18 protein-coding genes are annotated in these 17,981 nt (G+C 64.5%); 13 read left to right on the forward strand and 5 right to left on the reverse strand.

What is annotated here, in order from left to right; all coding sequences use genetic code 11:
* Nucleotides 1–97: 97 nt before the first annotated feature.
* From ACTIEZ_RS05205 to ACTIEZ_RS05215, 3 genes are read right to left on the reverse strand one after another with little or no spacing between them, the layout of a single operon-like run.
* Nucleotides 98–457: a DUF6285 domain-containing protein gene (locus ACTIEZ_RS05205; RefSeq protein ID WP_439545599.1), complete on the reverse strand. Its 360-nt coding sequence runs from the start codon at nt 455–457 to the stop codon at nt 98–100.
* On the reverse strand, nt 457–1,437 hold the full coding sequence (locus ACTIEZ_RS05210; RefSeq protein ID WP_439545600.1) for a phosphotransferase family protein: 981 nt from the start codon (nt 1,435–1,437) through the stop codon (nt 457–459). Before ACTIEZ_RS05210 ends, ACTIEZ_RS05205 begins: the two co-directional genes overlap by 1 nt.
* Nucleotides 1,437–1,955 (reverse strand): GNAT family N-acetyltransferase, encoded by a 519-nt coding sequence (locus ACTIEZ_RS05215; protein WP_439545601.1) that lies wholly within the window; start codon nt 1,953–1,955, stop codon nt 1,437–1,439. Before ACTIEZ_RS05215 ends, ACTIEZ_RS05210 begins: the two co-directional genes overlap by 1 nt.
* Nucleotides 1,956–2,148: 193 nt before the next feature.
* On the opposite strand from ACTIEZ_RS05215, the gene ACTIEZ_RS05220 reads away from it, so the two are divergent.
* The 13 genes from ACTIEZ_RS05220 (at nt 2,149) to ACTIEZ_RS05280 (ending at nt 17,112) form a co-directional block, all read left to right on the forward strand.
* A complete protein-coding gene (locus tag ACTIEZ_RS05220) occupies nt 2,149–4,620 on the forward strand; it encodes a TonB-dependent receptor (RefSeq protein ID WP_439545602.1) in 2,472 nt (823 codons plus the stop codon).
* Nucleotides 4,621–4,719: 99 nt separating this feature from the next.
* Nucleotides 4,720–5,274 carry a nicotinamide riboside transporter PnuC gene (gene pnuC / locus ACTIEZ_RS05225; protein WP_439545603.1) on the forward strand — a complete coding sequence of 185 codons (555 nt, stop codon included), beginning with the start codon at nt 4,720–4,722 and terminating at the stop codon, nt 5,272–5,274.
* Entirely contained in the window at nt 5,250–5,831 is a 582-nt protein-coding gene (locus tag ACTIEZ_RS05230) for an AAA family ATPase (protein WP_439545604.1), read from the forward strand. Before pnuC ends, ACTIEZ_RS05230 begins: the two co-directional genes overlap by 25 nt.
* A 7-nt stretch (nt 5,832–5,838) precedes the next feature.
* The gene (locus tag ACTIEZ_RS05235) at nt 5,839–6,540 is read left to right on the forward strand and encodes an SDR family NAD(P)-dependent oxidoreductase (protein WP_439545605.1); all 702 of its coding nucleotides are present in this window, start codon (nt 5,839–5,841) and stop codon (nt 6,538–6,540) included.
* 12 nt (nt 6,541–6,552) lie between these two features.
* Nucleotides 6,553–7,842, forward strand: coding sequence for an adenylosuccinate synthase (locus ACTIEZ_RS05240; protein WP_439545606.1), 1,290 nt, complete (start codon nt 6,553–6,555; stop codon nt 7,840–7,842).
* 88 nt (nt 7,843–7,930) lie between these two features.
* On the forward strand, nt 7,931–8,296 hold the full coding sequence (locus ACTIEZ_RS05245) for a thermonuclease family protein (RefSeq protein ID WP_439545607.1): 366 nt from the start codon (nt 7,931–7,933) through the stop codon (nt 8,294–8,296).
* A gap of 11 nt (nt 8,297–8,307) precedes the next feature.
* Entirely contained in the window at nt 8,308–8,601 is a 294-nt protein-coding gene (locus ACTIEZ_RS05250) for a DUF1294 domain-containing protein (protein ID WP_439545608.1), read from the forward strand.
* An 82-nt stretch (nt 8,602–8,683) separates the two neighbouring features.
* Nucleotides 8,684–10,027 (forward strand): glutathione-disulfide reductase, encoded by a 1,344-nt coding sequence (gorA, locus tag ACTIEZ_RS05255; RefSeq protein WP_439545609.1) that lies wholly within the window; start codon nt 8,684–8,686, stop codon nt 10,025–10,027.
* 50 nt (nt 10,028–10,077) lie between these two features.
* Nucleotides 10,078–11,442, forward strand: coding sequence for a carotenoid oxygenase family protein (locus tag ACTIEZ_RS05260; RefSeq protein WP_439545610.1), 1,365 nt, complete (start codon nt 10,078–10,080; stop codon nt 11,440–11,442).
* Between the two features lie 50 nt (nt 11,443–11,492).
* Nucleotides 11,493–12,869: a class II 3-deoxy-7-phosphoheptulonate synthase gene (locus tag ACTIEZ_RS05265; RefSeq protein ID WP_439545611.1), complete on the forward strand. Its 1,377-nt coding sequence runs from the start codon at nt 11,493–11,495 to the stop codon at nt 12,867–12,869.
* 486 nt (nt 12,870–13,355) lie between these two features.
* Complete coding sequence (locus tag ACTIEZ_RS05270; protein WP_439545612.1) at nt 13,356–15,452, forward strand: S8 family serine peptidase; 2,097 nt, start codon at nt 13,356–13,358, stop codon at nt 15,450–15,452.
* Between the two features lie 89 nt (nt 15,453–15,541).
* On the forward strand, nt 15,542–16,315 hold the full coding sequence (locus ACTIEZ_RS05275) for an SDR family NAD(P)-dependent oxidoreductase (RefSeq protein ID WP_439545613.1): 774 nt from the start codon (nt 15,542–15,544) through the stop codon (nt 16,313–16,315).
* A gap of 8 nt (nt 16,316–16,323) precedes the next feature.
* On the forward strand, nt 16,324–17,112 hold the full coding sequence (locus ACTIEZ_RS05280; protein ID WP_439545614.1) for an enoyl-CoA hydratase/isomerase family protein: 789 nt from the start codon (nt 16,324–16,326) through the stop codon (nt 17,110–17,112).
* On the opposite strand, the gene ACTIEZ_RS05285 is transcribed toward ACTIEZ_RS05280, so the two are convergent.
* On the reverse strand, nt 17,109–17,489 hold the full coding sequence (locus ACTIEZ_RS05285) for a hypothetical protein (protein WP_439545615.1): 381 nt from the start codon (nt 17,487–17,489) through the stop codon (nt 17,109–17,111). The genes ACTIEZ_RS05280 and ACTIEZ_RS05285 overlap by 4 nt on opposite strands.
* Nucleotides 17,490–17,552: 63 nt before the next feature.
* Nucleotides 17,553–17,951: a nuclear transport factor 2 family protein gene (locus ACTIEZ_RS05290; protein ID WP_439545616.1), complete on the reverse strand. Its 399-nt coding sequence runs from the start codon at nt 17,949–17,951 to the stop codon at nt 17,553–17,555.
* Between the last annotated feature and the right edge of the window lie 30 nt (nt 17,952–17,981).

Below are 17,981 nucleotides of genomic sequence, written 5' to 3' on the forward strand. Positions count from 1 at the left end.
AGCTCGCCAGAAACTACCTCTCAGCCACGCACCTCGCCGCAAGCCTCACGTTCTGGTGCAATTGAGTCCGGAGCCTAGACCGCGCGCCTGCGCCTTTTCAGCCCTGCAACCGCTTCAGCGTGGAATAGCGCGGATTGTCCACCGCGCACTTGGCCAGCGCCACGCCAAGCAGCGCATCGACCAGCCCCGGCGTATCCACGCTCTTCGCGCCGCTGCGCAGATCCGCACAAAGGCCGGCCCGCAGCGCCGCCAGATCATCGCCGCTGCCCATCACACCCGCCAGCAACATCTGCTCGCGCTGTTGCGGCGCCTGCGCCAGCTCCCGCGCCACAATGGCCAGCGCATTTTGTGCCACCTTGGCATGAAACGCCTGCCGCCCCTTCAGCGCCGGCTCCAGCTCGGCCAGAAACCCCGCCACCGCCTCGATCAGCGTCTGTGCTTCGATCTGCTCAGCCATCACACGCTCCCGTATTTCAGCATGTGCATCAGGTCGAGTTCCACCTCCGACACGCGTCTGCCGACCGCGGCCCGCTCGACTGATCGCAGCCGACCCGAAACATGATCATCGCCCAATTGCAGGCAGGCAATACCCCATTTCAACGTGCCCCACACTTCCCACAGCGCGGCACGGTCCCGGTCCACCGGCCCGCCGCCCGCCGCTTCATAGGCCGCATAAAGTTCGTCGCGCTGGCCAAAACCACCCACCGGATTTTGCCACACCCCAAAGCGCCACGAATTGCAGCACAGCCAGCCCAGATCCTCATGGCCATCACCCAGATGCGCCAATTCCCAATCCAGCACCGCGACCAGGCCTTCAGGGGCCACCAGAAAATTGCCGGACCGGAAATCGCCGTGCACGATGCTGGTCGCCGGCCGGTCCGCCACCCGCTCCTTCAGCCAGGCAAAGGCCAGATCGAACACCGGCGAGTCCACGCCAAACCGCCGATAATTGGCAAACATCCGCGCCAGCAGCTCCGCCGTGCTGCCCATTGGCAACGCCAGATCGGCCGCCGCCGCCATCGGCAGCCGGTGCAGCTGCGCCAGCACCGCGGCACATTGCTGCGTAAGCTTCGTCCGCGCCGGTGCATAGTCCGGCAATTTCAGCCATTTCGATGCCAGCGCCTCACCGGGCAGCCGCGCCATGATGAACCCTTCGCCCAGGCCATCATCGGGCTGCAGCACCCGCACCACCTCGGCCACCGGCAGTCCGGCGGCAAAGGCCAATTGCTGCAACCGGGCCTGGTCAGCGCGCGGCAGGCCGCCCTCCGGCACGCTGCCCGTCGCGGCGCATTGCAGGATCAACGGCCATTGCGACCCATCATCGCGCACCGCATCCACCGCATAAGTTGCCGAAGAGGCTCCGCCCGACAGCGCCTCCACGCGGGTTACCGGCGCATCGATCAGCGCGGCGACAATCTCGGGGGTTGGCACCATCATCAATCGCTCACCAACCGCGCATAGGAAAGTTCATCGTACCAGATATCGCCATCGCGCCAGCTTTCGACAAAGCGCCCTTCCAGGCGGAACCAGTTGCGTTCCAGCACCCGCTGCGCCGGGCGGTTGCGCACATCGGTCACGGCCACCACCCGGCGCCGGCTGCGGTGGAACAATCGTTTCAGCATCGCCTCAACTGCTTCGGAACAGATACCCTTGCCGCGCTGCGCTGGATCGACGGCAAAGCCGATTTCAACCGTGGCATTCCATGGCGGCGAGAAACGGATGCCCAGATCGCCCAGCATTTCCTCGTCTCGGTTCAGAATCGAAAATTGCTGCCAGCCGTCGGAATCCGGCGCTGCCCGCCGCTGCATCGCGGTGATCAGCGCAATGCTTTCTGCGACACTGCGGGTCAGCGGATCGAACGGCGCGCTGGCGCGGATGCGGTGCCAATGCATGGCTTCCTCGATCCGCATCGGGCGGATGAGCAGGCGATCGCTGGTAATGTCCCATTCGGCCATGATTGCAATCTGGTTGCGGGGTTGCCAGGCAACCTCCCCTGCCACCGCCTACCCCGGCTGGGCAAGCGCACACGACCCCGTGTTTCCACAGGGTTGCATATTCATGAAAACATTGTAACCCCGCCGCCCTCGCTCGCGCAACGAGCAATACCGGGCGCCACCGCCCGCCAAAAACCCCCCGGGAAGGAACCTCATGTCGAATTTCGTTGCTGCCAAGAAGGCAGCCTTGTTGCTTGGTCTGTCCGCGTTTGCTGCCCCCGCCTTTGCCCAAACCGCTTCCGCCAACGCGCCCGTCGCCGCGACCGCCGACGACGAGATGGCCCAGGAAGACGATGTCATCATCGTAACCGCGTCCAAGCGCACCGCCACGCTGCAGGACACGCCGATTTCGGTCGCAGTGACAACCGGTGCCGCCCTGCAGCAGGCCCAGGTCCGCGATCTGATCGACATTCAGACGCTGGTGCCGTCCCTTCGCGTCACCCAGCTCCAAAGCTCGGCCAACACCAATTTCATCATCCGCGGCTTTGGCAACGGCGCCAATAATCCGGGCATCGAGCCGTCCGTGGGCGTGTTCATCGATGGCGTCTATCGCAGCCGTTCCGCCGCCCAGATCGGCGATCTGCCCAACCTGGAGCGCGTCGAAGTGCTGCGCGGGCCGCAATCGACCCTGTTCGGCAAGAACGCGTCGGCCGGCATCATCTCGGTGGTCACCGCAGCGCCCAAGTTCAAATGGGGCGGCTCGGCCGAAGCCACTTACGGCAATTACAACGCCTTCATCCTGAAGGCCGACATCACCGGGCCGATCAGCGAAACTTTGGCCTTCAGCCTGGCCGGCAACATCAACAAGCGCGACGGCTTTGCCTATGATCCCGGCCTCGATCTCGATTTCAACGATCGCAACCGCTGGGGCGTGCGCGGGCAACTGCTTTGGCAGGCCAGCGACCGGTTGAGCTTCCGCCTGATCGGCGATTACGACAAGATCGACGAAAATTGCTGCATCGCCGCCAATCTCACCGATGGCCCGACCGGCAATGCGGTGCGCGCCGTCGGCGGCCGCATCGATTCGCAAAATCCGTTCAGCTTCGTGACCTTCAACAATTTCGCATCGACCAACGATATCGAAAATTATGGCGTGTCGCTGCAAACCGATTGGGACGCCAACGACAGCCTGAAGGTGACGATGATCAACGCCTGGCGCCGGGTGGACAGCTTCACCAATCAGGACAGTGATTTCACCTCCGCTGATCTGATCGGCAGCAACGATGCCAATACCAAGATCGATACCTACACCTCCGAATTGCGGCTGGCGTCGAACTTCGATGGCTTCTTCAACTTCCTGGTTGGCGCCTTCTACTTCAACGAGGATATCGATTTTTCCAACAACCTCACCTACGGCCGTGATTTCCGCAACTATGCCAACCTGTTGACCGGCGGCGGCTACACCAGCCTGGAACCGGCGCTCGGTTTGCCCGCCGGCACCTTTGGCGGCCAGGGCCAGGGCCTGTTCGAGCGTTACACCCTGTCCAACCGCGCCATCTCGCTGTTCGGCACGCTGGATTTTGCCGTTACCGATCGTTTCACGCTCACCGCCGGCTTCAACTACACCGATGATCGCAAGCGGGTGACCACCAATGTGCGATCGACCGATGTTTTCTCCGGCCTCGATCTGGTCGCCATCGGCACAGCCATCGGGGTGCCGCCGCAGTTTGCGGCCAATCCGGCGGTCAACCCGCTGCTGGCATTGCAGCCGCTGCAGTTCCTGCCGCCGTTCCTGAACTTCCCCAACGCGGTGGAGCCGGGCCGCACCAATGATCGCGATCTGGCCTACACGCTGCGCGCGGCGTGGCGCGCCACCGACCAGCTGTCGCTCTATGCCACGCATGCCACCGGCTTCAAGGCATCAAGCTTCAACCTGTCGCGGGACAGCCGGCCGTTCCGGTCGGATTTCATCCCCGGCTCGCCGGTGACGAACCCGCCGGCCTCGCCGATCCGCACCGCGGGCCTGGCGGTGGCCAATCTCACCACCGGCACGCGCTTTGCGCAGCCCGAACATGCCACCGTCTATGAAGTCGGCGTGAAGGTCGATGTCGAAGGTTTCTCGATGAATGTCGCCGGGTTCTACCAGTTCCTGAACGGCTTTCAGCAGAACATCTTCACCGGCACCGGCTTCCAGCTCGGCAATGCCGAAAAGCAGTCGACCTGGGGCGTCGAGGTTGATTCGGTGCTGCGCCCGACCCGCAACCTCAGCCTCGGCATCAACCTGACCCTTCTCGATCCGACCTACGACAGCTTCACCCAGTCGGCCTTCGGTGATCTGTCGGGCACCCGCCCGGCCGGCATCCCGACTGTCACGCTGACGCTGGCGCCGTCGTGGCGGATCAACCTCGGCAACGAGAATCGGCTGCTGCTGCGCGCCGATTACCAGCACCAGAGCAACACCCAGGTGGTCGATGGCTTCCCGCAGTTCCGCCGCGAGCAGAATCTGCTGAATGCCGCTGCGACGCTGCAGTTCCGCCAGGGCATCGAAGTGTCGGTGTGGGGCCGCAACCTGACCAACGATCAGTTCCTGCTGTCGGCCTTCCCGTCGGTGGCGCAGAACGGCAGCTTCTCCGGCTACCCGAACGCGCCGCGCACCTATGGCGGCACAGTGCGCTATCGGTTCTGACCGGCTTTGCGTTGGGTGTGATGGGGGCGGGTCAGCGATGGCCCGCCCCCTTTTCATATGCTTGCCAACATAAAGCCTGGCGTGCTTCACCACGGGCCAATGAACCCATGGGAACTCCTCGCCTCGGCCTTCGGCCTGGCCAATCTGCTGCTGCTCGCCCGGCGGTCGGTGTGGAATTATCCGTGCGGCATGGTGATGGTGGCGATCTTCGCGGTCATCTTCTTCCAGGCGCGACTCTACGCCGTGGCGGGATTGCAGGTCTTCTTCTTCGCCGCGCAAATCCATGGCCTGTGGGCCTGGCGGCGCGCCGGCCGCGGCGAAGACGGCGTCCCTGTCCGCCGCCTGCCCGCCAGCCGCTGGCCATTGGTGCTGCTGGCCGGTGCCGCACTCTCCGTCGCCATCGCGCTGATCCTGCGTCAGACAGATGCGGCGGCACCGATTACCGACGGCAGTGTCGCTGCCTGGTCGCTGGTCGCACAGGCTCTCACCAACTGGCGCATGGTCGAATCCTGGCCGCTGTGGGTCGGCATCAACATCGCCTCGGTCGCGCTCTATGCCGGCCAGGCGCTGTGGGTGACCGCCGGCCTGTATCTGCTGTTCCTCGCCATCGCCGTCTATAGCTGGCGCCAATGGCACCTCGCGTCGCCCGCCTGATGCTGCATGTCTGCTTCCTGGGGGTCGAATCCACCGGCAAATCCATGCTGGCTGAACGCTTGGCGCCGCACCTGGGCGGCATCGTGATGCCCGAATATGGCCGCGAATATGCCGAAACGATCAGCACCGATTTCACGCCCGATGCCCTGCGCCACATTGCCCGCGAACATGCCGCCCGCCTGGCCAGATTGCGCGAGACGCGCCCGCCGCTGCTGGTCGAAGATACCGATGTGGTGATGACCGCCGCCTGGTTCCGCATGCTGCATGGCGCGCGTGACCCGGAAATATCCGCCATTCCGGCGCTGGCCGATCTGCACTTGCTGTTCGCGCCCGATACGCCGTGGGTGGACGACGGCACACGGCAGTTCGTCGGTCAGGACCGGCTGGCGTTCCAAGCCGTCGTCGAGGATGAACTTGCTGCGCGCGGCATCGACGCAGTGCTGATCGCCGGGACGTGGGATGAACGGCGGGCCCGCGCGCTGCGCGCGATCACGCGCGCCCTGGAACAGAGGGCCATCACGCGCCGGCTGGACAAAGCCGTCGCCAAACCGTCATAGGCGCGGCATGGCCAATATCCTCCTCACCGGCGCGTCACGCGGCATCGGCGCTGCGGCGCGCACCGCGCTCACCGCCGCCGGGCATCATGTGATCGGTCAATCGACCGCAGGCGGCGATGGCCTGATTGCGGCCGATTTCGCGCACGCCGGCGCTGCCGATGTCCTGTGGGAACAAGCGCTGACGCAGTGCGATGGCCGCATCGACGTGCTGGTCAACAACGCCGGCGTGTTCGAAGCCGCTGACCCGGCCGACGCCGATGCCTTCGCCGCTGCCTGGGCGCGCAGCCTGGCCATCAATCTGCAAAGCGCCGCCGATCTGTGCCGCCACGCCGTCCTGCATTTCCAATCGATTGGCGGCGGCCGCATCATCAATGTCGCCAGCCGCGCCGGCCATCGCGGCGATTCGCCGAAACACTGGCATTATGCCGCCGCCAAAGGCGGGATGCTGGCGATGACCAAGAGCATCGCGCGCGGCTATGCAGCGCAGAATATCCTGGCCTTTTCGATCACGCCGGGTTTCACCATGACCGGCATGGCCGACGAATATCTCGCCAGCCGCGGCGGCGACAAATTGCTTGCCGACATCCCGCTTGGCCGCGTCGCCGCTGCCGAGGAGGTCGCCGAAACCATCCGCTGGCTGGCCAGTGAAGCCCCGGCCTCGCTGACCGGTGCCACGCTCGACATCAACGGCGCCTCCTATGTGCGCTAACAGGACGAATTCATGCCGAATGTAACCGTGATCGGTGCCCAGTGGGGCGATGAGGGCAAGGGCAAGATTGTCGATTGGCTGTCGGCGCGCGCCGATGTCGTCGTGCGTTTCCAGGGCGGCCATAATGCCGGGCATACGCTGGTGGTCGGCAATCAGGTCTACAAGCTGTCCCTGCTGCCGTCCGGCATCGTGCGCGGAACCCTGTCGATCATCGGCAATGGCGTGGTGTTCGATCCCTGGCATTTCCGCGATGAAGTCGCCCGCATCAGCGGGATGGGCGTGGCGATCACGCCCGACAATCTTGCCGTGTCGGAAACCTGCCCGCTGATCCTGCCGCTGCACCGCGATCTTGATGCCTTGCGCGAAGACGCGATGGGCGCCGGCAAGATCGGCACCACGCGGCGCGGCATCGGCCCGGCCTATGAAGACAAGGTCGGCCGCCGGGCGCTGCGGGTCATCGATCTTGCCCACCTGGACGATATCGCCCCGCAACTCGAACGCCTGCTCGCCCACCACAATGCCCTGCGCGCCGGTTTCGGCGTGGCGCCGGTGGATGCCGCGGAACTGCGCGCACAACTCGCCGAAGTGGCGCCGGCGGTGCTGCCGTTCATCCAGCCGACGTGGAAACGCCTGCGTGACGCCCGCTGGCGCCGCGATCGCATATTGTTCGAAGGCGCGCAGGGCGTGCTGCTCGATGTCGATCACGGCACCTGGCCGTTCGTCACCTCGTCCAACGTCGTCGCCGGCCAGGCCGCCGCCGGCAGTGGCATGGGGCCGGATGCCACCGGCTATGTGCTCGGCATCGTCAAGGCCTACACCACCCGCGTCGGCTCCGGCCCCTTCCCCACAGAGCAGGACAACGAAGCCGGACAGAAACTGGGCGAGCGCGGCCATGAATTCGGCACCGTGACGGGGCGCAAGCGCCGCTGCGGCTGGTTCGATGCCGTGCTGGTGCGTCAGGCAATGGCGGTGGGCGGCATCACCGGCATGGCGCTCACCAAGCTGGACGTGCTCGATGGCTTCGATGAAGTGCTGATCTGCACCGGCTATCGCCTCGACGGCGAAATCCTTGATCACCTGCCCGCCCACCCGTCGGCGCAGGCCCGGGTCGAGCCGATCTACGAGACCTTCGAAGGCTGGAGCGAATCCACCGCCGGCGCGCGCAGTTGGGCACAATTGCCAGCCCAGGCGATCAAATATATCCGCCGCATCGAGGAACTGACCGAATGCCCGGTGGCGCTGGTCAGCACATCGCCGGAACGCGACGACATCATCCTGGTGAAAGACCCCTTCAGAGATTAACCCCTCTCCCCTCAGGGGAGAGGGCAACTCAGCGCAGCCGAGCGGGGTGAGGGGTTGCCAACAGGAACATTACCGGTACAAATAGCATATGTCCCTCCTCGCCCTCGCCGCCGCCGCGACGCTGATGTGCGTCGCCCCCACGCACAGCGACGGGGACAACATGCGCTGCCGCAACCACAAGCAGACCATGCGCCTCTATGGCATCGACGCCCCCGAAATGCCGGGATCGTGCCGCCCCGGCCGCCGCTGCGTGCGCGGCGATCCTTACGCCAGCCGCGATTATCTGCGCCGCCTCACCCGCGGCCGCGCGGTGAAATGCGAAGTGCGCGACGTCGATCGCTATGGCCGCTCCATCGTCAATTGCACCGCCGATGGCGTCAACATCAGTTGCGCGATGATCGCTGCCCGTCAGGCGGTGCCGCGCTACGGCAAACTCGACTGCCGCCGGCGCTGACGTTTGCTGCCGTGACGCTGTGGCCCGCAATATTCGTTCTGGCGCTGCTGCTGATCAACGGCATCACCTGGGCGCTGTTCGCCATCGACAAGCAACGCGCCGTCGCCGGTCGCAGCCGCGAACGCATCGCCGAAAACACGCTTCTGGGCTGGGCCATGTTTGGCGGCAGCCCGGCCGCCTGGCTGGCCATCAACAAGTTGCGCCACAAATCCTCGAAAGACAGTTTCAAGCAGCCGTTGTTCATCATCACCGGGCTGCAAGCCGGCGGGCTGCTCGGCGGCTTCTGGTGGTGGCTCGCTGGCTGATTGGCCACATCATTCAGCCTGAGCGGCCAAATTGATTGGCCTCGCTATCGTGCCTGCCCTAACCAGTGAACAGGAGATTGGCATGAGCGATTTTGATTTTGACCTGTTTGTCATCGGCGCCGGTTCGGGCGGCGTCCGCGCCAGCCGGATCGCGGCCGGGCACGGTGCGCGCGTGGCAGTGGCCGAAGAACATCGCGTTGGCGGCACCTGCGTGATTCGTGGCTGTGTGCCCAAGAAACTGCTGGTCTATGGATCGCATTTTGCCGAGGATCTGGAAGATGCGCGCCGGTTTGGCTGGACGATCGAGGCACGCTGCTTCGATTGGGCGATACTGCGCGACAATGTGCTGGCCGAAGTCGATCGCCTGAACGGCATTTATCAGACCACGCTGGACAACAACCAGGTCACCACCTTTCACGGCCATGCCCGGCTGATCGATGCCAACACGATCGACATCGACGGCACACGCCACACCGCCAAAACCATCCTGATTGCCACCGGCGCCCGGCCCTATTTGCCCGAAGTGCCCGGTGCCGAGCATGGCATCACATCGAACGAAGTGTTCCACCTGCCGGCCTTGCCGAAACGCATGGTCATCGCCGGCGCCGGTTATATCGCCACCGAATTTGCCGGCGTGTTCCACGAACTCGGCACGGATGTGACCGTGATCAACCGCAGCGAGACCATCCTGCGCGGCTGGGAACCGGCGCTGGCCGATCGGCTGCTGCAGATCAGCATCGCGAAGGGGCTGAATTTCAAGCTCAACTGCCGGCTCGACCGCGTTGAAAAGCTTGAAGACGGATCGCTGCGCATCCATTTCACCGATGGCAAGTCGCTCGATACCGATGTGCTGATGTGGGCCCTGGGCCGCGTGCCCAATATCGAAGGCCTGGGCCTGGATGCCGCCGGCGTGATGCTGGATGCCAAGGGCGCCATTGCGGTGGATCGCGACAATCGCACCAATGTCCCCAATATCTTCGCGGTGGGCGACGTGACCGACCGCGTGCAACTGACGCCGGTTGCCATCCGCGAAGGCCACAGCTTTGCCGACAGCCAGTTCGGCGACAAGCCGTGGCATGTCGATTACGGTGCCATCCCCTCCGCGGTCTTCTCCAACCCGCCGCTGGGCAGCGTCGGCATGACCGAGGCCGAGGCCCGCAACGCCTTTGGCCAGGTGCGCGTGTTCACATCGGATTTCCGCCCGATGCGCAACGTGCTGGCCGGCCGCAACGAACGCGCGCTCTACAAGCTGATCGTTGATTCCTCCACGGATCGCGTCGTCGGCGCCCACATGATCGGCCCGGATGCACCGGAGATCCTGCAGGCGGTCGCCATCGCGGTGAAGGCCGGGCTGACCAAGGCACAGTTCGACGACACGATGGCGCTGCATCCGACGATGAGCGAGGAATTGGTGCTGATGCGCTAGCTTGACCGGCTTGCCCTGAAGCAGCAAGCTTGCGCTTGGGAGACGATATCATGGCCAGCCAAGCGAAGATCGAAACCAATCCCTTCCTGGAGGGCATTTATGCCCCGGTCGCCGAGGAATTGAGCGTCGAATCGCTGCCGGTCACTGGCATACTGCCCGCAGAACTGGATGGCCTTTATGTGCGGATCGGCCCCAATCCGGCGACGCCGCCGGATCCGCGCTTTTACCACTGGTTTGCCGGCGACGGCATGGTCCACGGCGTCCGCCTGCAGGCGGGCAAGGCCCTCTGGTATCGCAACCGCTTCGTGCGCTCGAACCGGGTCAGCGCCGCACTTGGCGAGGCCGCTGCGCCGGGTCCGCGTGACGCGCGCAGCGATACCGTGAACACCAACATCATCGGCCATGCCGGCAAGCTGCTGGCGCTGGTCGAAGCCGGCGGTTTCCCGGTCGAACTCGACAGCCTGCTGGGCACCGTGGCGCACAGCAACCTTGACGGCACGCTGCAACTCGGCGGCTTTTCGGCGCATCCCCATCGCGACCCTGACAGCGGCGAGCTTCACGCCATTTGCTACAACGGCGGCAATCGCGCCTTCATCCGGCATGTCGTGGTTGGCACCGATGGCCGGGTGCGGCGCGAACTGCCGATTCCCGTCACCGATGGCCCGATGATCCATGATTGCGCCCTCACCGCGCGCTTCGTCATCATCCTCGATCTGCCGGTCACGTTTTCGCTGCCCGCAGCGCGCGCCGGCGTGGGCTTTCCCTATTGCTGGAACAAGGATCATCCCGCCCGCGTCGGCCTGTTGCCGCGCGAAGGCTGCGCTGATGATGTGATCTGGTGCGATGTCGATCCGGCGCAGGTGTTTCACCCGTGCAATGCCCATGATCTGCCCGATGGCCGCGTTGTCATCGATGTGGCGGCGCATGATCGGATCTTCGACAACGAGCATCCCACCGGCCCCGAAGGCTCCGTGGTCACTTTCGAGCGCTGGACATGCGACCCGGCCACCCGCCGGGTCGAGCGCCGCGTGATCGACACCACCCCGCAGGAATTTCCACGCTGCGATGAACGCCTGACCGGCAAGCCCTATCGCTACGCCTATACGGTGACAATGACCGACGGCCCGGCCGGCAGCCCGGCGGGGGTCATCCGCCACGATCTCGAAACCGGCGGGCGCACGATGCATGTTTTCGATGCTGGCCGCGTGCCCGGCGAGTTCGTCTTTGTGCCGCGCACCGCCGATGCGGCCGAGGATGACGGCTGGTTGATGGGCTATGTTGTCGACCCGCACGCCGACGCGACCGATCTTGTCCTGCTCGATGCGCGCGATCTCGCCGCGCCGGCGAGCGCCAGTGTTGCCCTGCCGCAACGTGTGCCGCTCGGCTTTCACGGCAACTGGATCGCCACGGCCTGACGCGACCGGGACTTGCATCGGAACCGCAACCGACGCAAAGCACCCCCGTTATGACCAACAAATGGACCCCCGCCAGCTGGCGCGCTGCCGAAGCCCGGCAGCTCCCCACCTATCCCGATGCCGCCGCGCTGCAGGCCGTGGAAAGCGAACTGCGTTCCTATCCGCCCCTGGTGTTTGCTGGCGAAGCCCGCGACCTGACCACCCGCCTCGCCGATGCGGCGGCCGGCAACGCCTTCCTGCTGCAGGGCGGCGATTGCGCCGAAAGCTTTGCCGAATTCCACCCCAACACCATCCGCGACACGTTCCGGGTGCTGCTGCAGATGGCCGTGGTCATGACCTTCGCCAGCAAGATGCCGATCGTGAAGGTCGGCCGCATGGCTGGCCAGTTCGCCAAGCCGCGCTCGGGCGATTTCGAGGAAATCAATGGCGTGTCGCTGCCCAGCTATCGCGGCGATAACGTCAACGACAATGAATTCACCCCCGAAGCGCGTGTGCCCAATCCGCAGCGCATGATCCGCGGCTACATGCAATCGGCCGCCACGCTCAATCTGCTGCGGGCCTTTGCGTCCGGTGGTTATGCGAACCTGCATCAGGTCCACAAATGGAACCTGGATTTCGCCGCCCGCAGCCCCTGGGCCGATCAATATGCACAACTGGCCGATCGCATCGGCGAAGCGCTGGATTTCATGGCCGCCATCGGCCTGTCGCCCGATACCGTGCCGCAATTGCAGGCCACCAGCTTCTTCACCAGCCACGAGGCGCTGCTGCTCGGTTATGAAGAGGCGATGACCCGGCAGGACAGCCTGACCGGCGATTGGTACGACACGTCCGCGCACATGCTGTGGATCGGCGATCGCACCCGCTTTGCCGGCAGCGCCCATGTCGAATTCCTGCGCGGCGTCGGCAATCCGCTCGGCCTGAAATGCGGGCCGTCGCTGGAACCGGACGATCTGCTGCGCTTGATCGATACGCTCAACCCCGGCAACACCCCCGGCCGGCTGACCCTGATCGCGCGTTTTGGCCACGACAAGGTTGACCAGCATCTGCCGCGCCTGATCCGCGCCGTGAAGCGCGAAGGCCGCCATGTGCTGTGGAGCTGCGATCCCATGCACGGCAACACCATCAAGGCGGCTGGCGGGCTGAAGACGCGCCCGTTCGATCGCATCCTGTCGGAAGTGAAGAGCTTTTTCGCCATCCACCGCGCCGAGGGTACGCATGCCGGCGGCATCCATCTGGAAATGACCGGCCAGGATGTGACGGAATGCACCGGCGGCGCCATCGCCATTTCCGATGAAGGCCTGGGCGCCCGTTACCAGACGCAGTGCGACCCGCGGCTGAATGCCAGCCAGAGCCTGGAAATGGCCTTCCTGATCGCCGAGGCGCTGAAGGCCGAACGCGAAGCCCTCGCCAGCAGCGCCGCAGCCTGAACCCGGCAGCCTGAGCCCGGCGGCCTGCTGCAAGGGCCATCGCTTTGTCACAACGATACGCCGCGCGATTCGGGGCGCGGCTGCTGCATTGCGCCGTCCGCTGAACAGTTCGGCGACCCCGCGGTGCGCCCTGCCGACGCCGTTCATTTATATGATAATTTGGTCGCGCCACAGGACCCTCTTGGCCCGTCCAGCCCCTGCGCCCGTTTCAACCGCGCTGTATTACCGTAGAATCCACATTGATAAAAAACGGCGGGATGGTGGTATTCACTCATTACATTTACAATCCTTACATCAATTGCGGCTAATCACCTGATTGTGCAGATTGCCCTCAAGACAATCCGTGCAAACAAGGGCAACCTAAGTAAATATACGTGTCGTGTCTCCAGTAAGTCCTGCAGCCACTCGTAATTTTCAGCGTCCATGTGTCGGGTTGGTTGATTTCCCAATCTGCGACGACATGTAACTCTGGGGGAACCAAGCTTCATGCGACAGGATCGCAATTCTGCCTATGGCAAGGAACGGGAAAGCCATGCCCGCGAACCAGGGGCCGTATGGGCCGCCGGTCGCCCGGATGGGGCTGTGCCTGAACCTGCCCGCACCGCAGCCCCGACAACCGCCCAGGAATTTCTGGTGCAGTTCAAACCCGGCGCCGCCGCCAGCCAGGCCAGCACGATTGAGGCCATCGGCGGGCAGATCAGCAATGTGGTGCGCAGTGATGCCAGCGGCGATCTGCTGCTTGTTTCGGTGGCAAATGCCAAGGCAACGCAAGCCCTGGCCGCTCTGCAACGCCATCCGCTGATCGAGTTTGCCGAAGCCAATGCGACGCTCACCGTGCAGGGCAGCAACGAGCCGCGCTACATGGATGGCCGGCTGTGGGGCATGTTGGGTGATGAGACGGACATCGTGAATCCGTTCGGCAGCCAGGCCGGCGAAGCCTGGGCGGCCGGCCACACCGGCAAGACCAGCACGGTGATCGGCGTCGTCGATTCCGGCATCGATTACACCCACCCCGATCTTTATCTGAATATCTGGCTGAACCCCGGCGAAGTGCCGACCAATCTGGATCTGATCGACACCGATGGCGACGGCATGATCACGTTCCGCGATCTCAACCATGGCGCCAATGCCCACGCCGTCAGCGATATCAACGGCAATGGCCGCATCGATGCCGGCGATCTGCTGAAAGACGTGCGCTGGGCAAACGGGATCGATCTGGATGGCAATGGCCGTATCGATGATCTGATCGGCTGGAATTTCGTCACCAACACCAATGATCCGATGGACGGCAACGGCCATGGCACGCACGTGGCCGGCACAATCGGCGCGATGGGCAACAACGGTATCGGCGTGGCTGGCGTCAACTGGACGGTGCAGATGGTGGCACTGAAATCCCTGCCCAACAGCGGATCGGGCACAATATCGGCGGCGATTTCCGCGCTGGATTATTATACGGCAGCAGCCAAGGCCCATGGCGACGGCCCAGGCAATTATGTCGCCACCAACAATAGTTGGGCCACCGGCAGCTATTCACATGCGCTGTTGGGTTCGGTCGTCGCCGGCGCCCGCGAAGATGTGCTGTTCGTCGCCGCTGCCGGCAATGGCAGCGGCAACAATATCGGCAAGGACAATGATCTGCAGCCAACCTACCCCGCCAACTATTCCACGCTCGCCGCGGCGGGATGGGAAGCCGTGGTCGCAGTGGCCAGCATCACCAAGACCGGTGGCCGCTCCGGCTTCTCCAACTTTGGCGCGTTGACGGTCGATATCGGGGCGCCGGGGTCTTCGATCATCTCGACCACGCCAAATGGCGGCTATGCCAGCTACAGCGGCACCTCGATGGCGGCGCCACATGTCGCTGGCGCGCTGGGCTTGCTGTCGAGTGCCAACGAAGGCCTGTCCGGCGCCGAGCTTCGCGACCTGCTGCTCGACACCGCCACGCCCACCACATCGATGGCGCTCACCGTTACGGGTGGCCGCCTCAATGTCGCCGACATGCTTACAGCGGGCGCCATCCCGGCAGAACCGCCGCCGCCAGAAGAACCGCCGCCACCGCCAGAGGAAGAACCGCTACCGCCGCCGGAAGAACCTCCACCACCGCCAGAGGAAGAACCGCCACCACCGCCGCCACCCCCGGAAGACCTCCCGAACATCATCCTCGGCACGTCCGATTCCGATGTGCTGATCGGCACCGACGGGGACGACATCATCATCGGAGTGCCCAGCAACGACCCGACGCTGGGGACCGGCACCGCCGATCGGATGACCGGCGGCGCCGGCAATGATCTGTTCGTGCTCGGCGATTCCCGCGGTGCTTTCTACCAAGATGGCAACAACAAGAGTAACGGCCTGATCGACCGCGCCGTGATCACCGATTTTTCCGAAGGTGACCGCATCCAACTGGCGGCCGGCACATATTTCATCCGGTACAATGTCGGTGTTGCGGGCGAGCGCGGCACGGGCATTTTCCTCGATACCAACGGCAACAACAGTTGGGACGGCTGGGACGAAATGGTCGGTCTGGTGATGGGCAGCAAGATCCCCACCTTCGATGATTTTGTCTATGTCGATGTGATCGGCTGAGGCACATTGGCCCGTCACTTGTGGCAATGGCCGGCAGGGGTTGGCAGGCGCATCATCGGCAGTGAACCACTTGCCAAAGGTCCTGCCCGATGCCCCTGCCGCTGCCCAATGCCAGCCATGATCTGACCGGCCAGATCGCCATCATCACCGGCGCGTCATCCGGGCTGGGCGCGCGCTTTGCCCGGGTGCTGGCTGCTTCCGGCGCGCAGGTGGCCCTGTGCGCCCGTCGGATCGACAAGCTCGATGCGCTGGTTGCCGAAATCACCGCTGCCGGCGGCACTGCACAGGCCTTCGCCATCGATGTCGCCGATCAGGCGCAGTGCCTGGCGCTGGCGGAACGGGTCGAGGCGGCAATGGGCGCGGTGTCCATCCTGATCAACAACGCCGGCATCCCCGATGCCGCGCGCGCCCACAAATTGCCGCCCGAATTGTTCAACCAGGTGATGGCGGTAAATGTGAACGCGCCCTGGCTGCTGTCCACCAGCCTCGCCGCGCGCCGCATCGCCGACGGCAAGCCATTGCGCATCGTCAACATCGCATCGATGGCGGCGTTCGAATATCAGGGCCACGGCGCCGCGCTCTACAGCATGACCAAGGCTGCGGTGGTGCGGATGACCGAGGTGCTGGCGGTGGAATGGGCACGCTATCCGATCAACGTCAACGCCATCGCGCCGGGCGCCTTTGCCAGCGAGATGATGGACGGCATGCTGGCGCGGATGGGGGACATCACCCAGCATTTCCGCCGCAAGCGGCTGGGCGATCCGGCGATGATGGATTCAACCCTGCTCTATCTGGTCGCGCCCGCCGGCGAAGCCGTGACCGGCACGGTGATCAAGATCGACGACGGCCAGTCGAACCGGTGAGGGACGTTATGACCTACGAAACCATTGCAATCGAAGCGCGCGGCCCGGTCGATTGGCTCACGTTCAACCGGCCGGAAGCGCTGAACAGCATCAACAACCAGATGGTCGCCGATCTGTCCGATTATTTTGGCCGCCTGCCCCATGCCCAAGGCACCCGCATCGTCGTGATGCGCGGCGCCGGCCGGGCCTTTTGCGCCGGGCTGGATATCAAGGCACAGGGGAGCGAACCCGCCCCCTTCGCTGGCGGCTTCGGCTTTCAGGGCTGGCTGGCCGATGTCTACGTCAAGATGCGTCGCTGCCCGCAACCGATCATCAGCCTGATCCACGGCGCGGCCTGCGGCGGCGGTTTCGCCTTCGCGCTGGCCAGCGACATCCGCATCGCCGGCGAATCCGCAAAGCTGAATGCCGCCTTCATCAAGCTCGGCCTCTCAAGCTGCGACATGGGCACCTCCTATTTCCTGCCCCGCCTGGTCGGCGCAAGTCTGGCGGCCGAACTGATGATGACCGGCCGCTTCATCCACGCCCCGCGCGCGCTGGCGACCGGCCTCGTCAGCCAGGTGGTGCCCGATGCCGAACTGGAAACCGCCGGTGAAGCGCTGGTGGCCGAAATGCTCGCCACGTCGCCGATCGGCCTCAGGATGACCAAGGAAGGTCTGAACTTCGCCATCGACGCCCCCAGCCTGGAAGCTGCCATCGCGCTCGAAAACCGCAACCAGTTGATGTGTGCCGCCAGCGACGACTTCAAGGAAGGCCTCGCCGCCTTCCTCGAAAAGCGCGCGCCGAATTACGGGGCTTAACCCGTTACCCGCGCCATCAGCCCGACCGGATCGACTTTCTTCACCTGTTCCCAGCGCGTGCGGGCGTCCTCGTCGCAGAACCGGCTTTCGCCCAGATCGACGCGGTGGCCGCCCTGCGTCGCCGGCACGCCCGTGCGCACCGTGGCGTCGGCCAGATCGACCACCACCCGCACCGGGCCACTCGGCGTCTCGATCAGCCCGCACACCCCGGCCTTGCTACGTGAATCCAGCCCCATGATCGGCCCGAGCAACAGCGTATTCGGCCGCCCGGTACCCTGCACCAGAGCCTCCGCGCGCTGGGCCGCGACCTGCTCGGGTGGCAACTCGCTGCTGCAGGCGGCAAGCACGATCAGGGCGAAGAGCGATGGGATACGCATGGGCAGGGCCCTAGCAGAAATGCCCCGCCCCTGCCCTGCCGACACGACGTCGCGGGCGCACCCTCACCCGGCCATCGTCTGCAGCATCTCGCCCATCATCTGGTGCACCATCTGGATCGCCTTCAACGGCCGCACCATCACCTTGAAATGCACGATGCGGCCATCTTCATCCCAGGTGATCATGTCGATGCCATTCACCTTGATGCCGTTGATGGTGTTTTCAAACTCCAGGATCGCTCCGTGCGCGTTCAGCCATTCGCCCGTGTAAGTGAAGCCCTCCCCGCCCAGCACCTTGTCGGCACTGGCCAGATATTTGAACACGATATCGCGCCCGCGCTGCGGCGTGTGCACCACCGGGCTTTCGAACACCGCATCGGGATGCAGCATGTCCCACAAATTTGCATGGTCTGGCGCCTTCACATGCGCGTGCCAGCGGGACAGATTTTCGGCGGTTGTGGGCATGGGTATGATCCTCCTGAGTGTGGAGGTTAC

It is taken from the genome of Sandarakinorhabdus sp., assembly GCF_051860625.1.
In the GTDB taxonomy this organism is placed as follows: Bacteria; Pseudomonadota; Alphaproteobacteria; order Sphingomonadales; family Sphingomonadaceae; genus Sandarakinorhabdus.